Source organism: Pelotomaculum schinkii, assembly GCF_004369205.1.
Lineage (GTDB): Bacteria > Bacillota > Desulfotomaculia > Desulfotomaculales > Pelotomaculaceae > Pelotomaculum_C > Pelotomaculum_C schinkii.
On the sequence record NZ_QFGA01000008.1, the window covers coordinates 1 to 3,341 of the forward strand.

Annotated in this window: 3 protein-coding genes; all 3 read left to right on the forward strand. The window is 51.2% G+C overall.

From position 1 onward, the window contains the following. The first annotated feature begins 113 nt into the window (after positions 1-113). The gene (gene tnpC / locus Psch_RS20940; protein ID WP_190259019.1) at positions 114-1,754 is read left to right on the forward strand and encodes an IS66 family transposase; all 1,641 of its coding nucleotides are present in this window, start codon (positions 114-116) and stop codon (positions 1,752-1,754) included. Next, complete coding sequence (locus Psch_RS20945; protein WP_243124188.1) at positions 1,738-2,616, forward strand: DUF4338 domain-containing protein; 879 nt, start codon at positions 1,738-1,740, stop codon at positions 2,614-2,616. Before tnpC ends, Psch_RS20945 begins: the two co-directional genes overlap by 17 nt. Before the next feature lie 145 nt (positions 2,617-2,761). Beyond that, the gene (locus Psch_RS20950) at positions 2,762-3,304 is read left to right on the forward strand and encodes a hypothetical protein (RefSeq protein WP_190259017.1); all 543 of its coding nucleotides are present in this window, start codon (positions 2,762-2,764) and stop codon (positions 3,302-3,304) included. Positions 3,305-3,341 lie beyond the last annotated feature (37 nt).

Here is a 3,341-nt window from a genome sequence, read left to right on the forward strand (position 1 = left end):
GTAAGTATTCAGTGAACCAGCCCACCCTTTTTTTTTGTTGATAATCTAACACAAGATTAAAAAGTTTTACTGAAGGGCTGGACACAGCTCTTTTTTTAGTGCATAATCAGGACATGAACACTTCAACCTGCCTTCAACAAAAGCTTAATCAGCCTTACACCGCCACTAATTGTTCCTTTCCTAATTGCCCCATTGTCAGGCAACGGGATAGCGTCATAGAGCGTCTGAACACTGAAATAGAGCAACTCCAGAGAGAAAAGGTCCAACTGGCGGAGGATTATGATCGTCTAAAAGCCTTGCTCAATAAGCGTAATAGCTCTCTTTTTGGCCGTTCATCGGAAAAATCGCCGGAGCCTACAAATGATCAGAAAACGAATGATCATGATAGCGTCAATAATTCTGTGCCAGCTCCGGACAAGAAGCGAGGCGCCAGATTTGGCCACAAGGGACACGGACGCAAGATTCCCGACCTTCCCGAGGTAGAAGTAATTCACGAGATCCCGGATGATCAGATGTATTGTCCTATTTGTGGAAAACCCCGGAGGATCACAACCCTTGATGAAGTCTCTTACGAGATTGACTATGAAACAAGGTTCGTATGCAAGAAGCATGTACGCAAGAAGGCCTTCAGCACTTGCAACTGCCCCGGCCCCAGAGCTGTGACTGCCGGTAAACCGCCTCAGGTCATACCCAAGGGGAAATTCTCCAACGCTTTTCTGGCCCATATCCTGATCATGAAATTCTTTTTCCAGATTCCCCTGCACCGGATGGTCACGATTATGCGGATGCAGGGATTGGCAATCAGTGAGGGCGCCTTGACCGGCATGCTCCAAAAGCTGGAACCGCTCCTTTATCCCCTCTATCTCTTGCTGGCGGAAATCAATCGCAGCGAAAGCCAATGGCATGTTGACGAGACCGGCTGGATGAACTTTGTCCAGGCGAGCGGCAAACAGGGCTGGCACTGGTGGCTGTGGGTCTTTGTCTCGCCCATGACGGTGGTGTTTGTCCTTGATCAGTCCCGCTCCAGTGATGTCCCCCGGAAACATTTCGGCGAGGATGCCAGGGGCATTGTCAGCTGCGACCGGTTTTCCGCCTACGGCAAGCTGGCAGCTCTCATTGAGGGATTGGTCAGGGCGCTCTGCTGGTCTCACTTCCGTCGGGATTTCGTTGATGCCGGTAAATCTCTTAATGCCCTCAAAGCATGGGCGGAGCTTTGGGTATCAAGGATTTCCGCCATCTACCGCCTGAATGATGAGCGGCTGGCCGTATTGGATAAACCGGAACTCTTTGCTGCCGCGAATGAGCAACTGGAAAGCGCCCTGGAATCAATGCTGAATTCGATTAGTGCCGAACTGGCAGATCCCAGCCTCCACTGGCAGCAGCGAAAGATTTTGCATAGCGCTCTGAAACACTGGGATGGGCTGACGGTCTTTGTCGATAACCCCTATGTGCCCATGGACAACAATTTGGCCGAGCGTATGTTAAGGCCTGCCGCACTGGGGCGTAAAAACTATTATGGAACGCACTCCGTATGGAGCGGCAACCTGCTGGCCTACTCCATGTCCGTCTTGCAGACGGCAGCAAAACATGACCTCGATGTCGAGGCTTATCTCAGGTATTACCTGGACGCCTGCGCCGGGTGCAATGGAGCGCCGCCTCATTTGGAACGCTATCTTCCCTGGAACATTCCGGAGGAGATCATCCGGAAATATGGCATGCGCACCGGGGGGAAGCATCATGCTGCAACTGGCTGACTTCCCCCGGACTATCTGCGGCAAGCTCCTTAGCCTTGCTGACCTGGAAATAATCCGCCGGATTATTGATGCTAATCCATCCGCCACCCGTGCGCAGATCTCACGGGATGTCTGTCTGGCCTGGTCATGGCGCAAGCCGGACGGAGGTCTCAAAGACATGAGCTGCCGGGTGTTGCTCTTAAGGCTGCACCGCTGCGGTCTGATCACCCTGCCGGAGCCCAGGACAACCAATGGCAACGGGCAGAAATTCTCCCGCCGGACGAAGCAGGGCGAGGTTAAAGAAAACATCGCCGGACAGCTGCAGTCCCTGCTACCCCTGGAACTAAAGCGGGTTGCTTCTAAAAAGGACTCCTCCCTCTGGAACGAGCTTATCGACCGATATCACTACCTTGGCTACACTCCCTTGCCGGGCGCCCAGCTCCGGTATCTGATCAACTCGCCGGCCGGCTATCTATGCGCCATCGGGTTTTCTGCCGCAGCCTGGAAGGTGGGGCCCAGGGACGCCTGGATCGGCTGGAGCGCAGAGCGCCGGGTGCAAAATCTGCATCTTTTGGTCGGTAACTCCCGCTTTCTGATCCTGCCCTGGGTGCGATGCCAACACCTTGCCTCAAAGATCCTGTCTCTCTGTGCTAAAAGGTTGCCTCTGGACTGGCAGGAGGTCTATGGCTACAGGCCGGTGCTCATGGAGACTTTTGTTGAGAAAGATCGTTTTGCCGGTACCTGTTACAAGGCGGCCAACTGGATTTATGTCGGCGCCACCCAGGGCCGGGGTAAACTGGACAGGTTTCATAAACACAAGGTACCGGTAAAGGATATCTATCTCTACCCTCTTGATAAAAACTTTCGCATGTTTCTGGTTTAACCTTGCTTTTATTATCGGCGTATCCTTCCAAGGGACGCTTTTTTTTGTTATAGTGATTAACGAAGATGGCCGGCTGGTGTTAATTATATTTACGAATGATTTTAGCAAGTCACCCGCAATTTACGCAGATTGGAGAGGTTGGCCGATGAAGCTGACCAGGGAAGATACGGTCTGGTTCTATGAAGTATTCTTTAAACTGATCGATTACACCAATGGCTGCTACCAGGTGGTACCCGGGCTTAAAAATACGTCCGGTGCTGATGACGTCGACCCCACCGCGATTATGCCGGTCCGCGACAAGCTTTGGGAAAGCGATGATATTATCAACCGTATAGTCACCGATAACCCTCTTTGCTTCTCTGAGCGGGAACTATCACTGGTGGTGAGCTGGAGAAAGAGGGTCATTGGTGATTTTCTAATCTACAAACACCTGAAGAACTACTCTGTTTTCATGGGTAACGGCAAGCTCTATGGTGTAGTCGGCATAGCCAGTCACATTGAGGAACTGTTTCCTTCTTATGCCCTGCCTCTTTATTCGAAGGCGGTCCTTCTTCCCTTTGAAGGTAAAATCATTTATGACAGTTTGATAACTACCTATAATATTACTTATGGCAGCGGCATACGAAAAAGATTTAACGAAGAGTATCGGGAACTGAAAAATACTGTCGGGGTTATCACAAGTTTATAGCTCCTGCTACTGCTACGTGGTTTACTGAATAGTTACC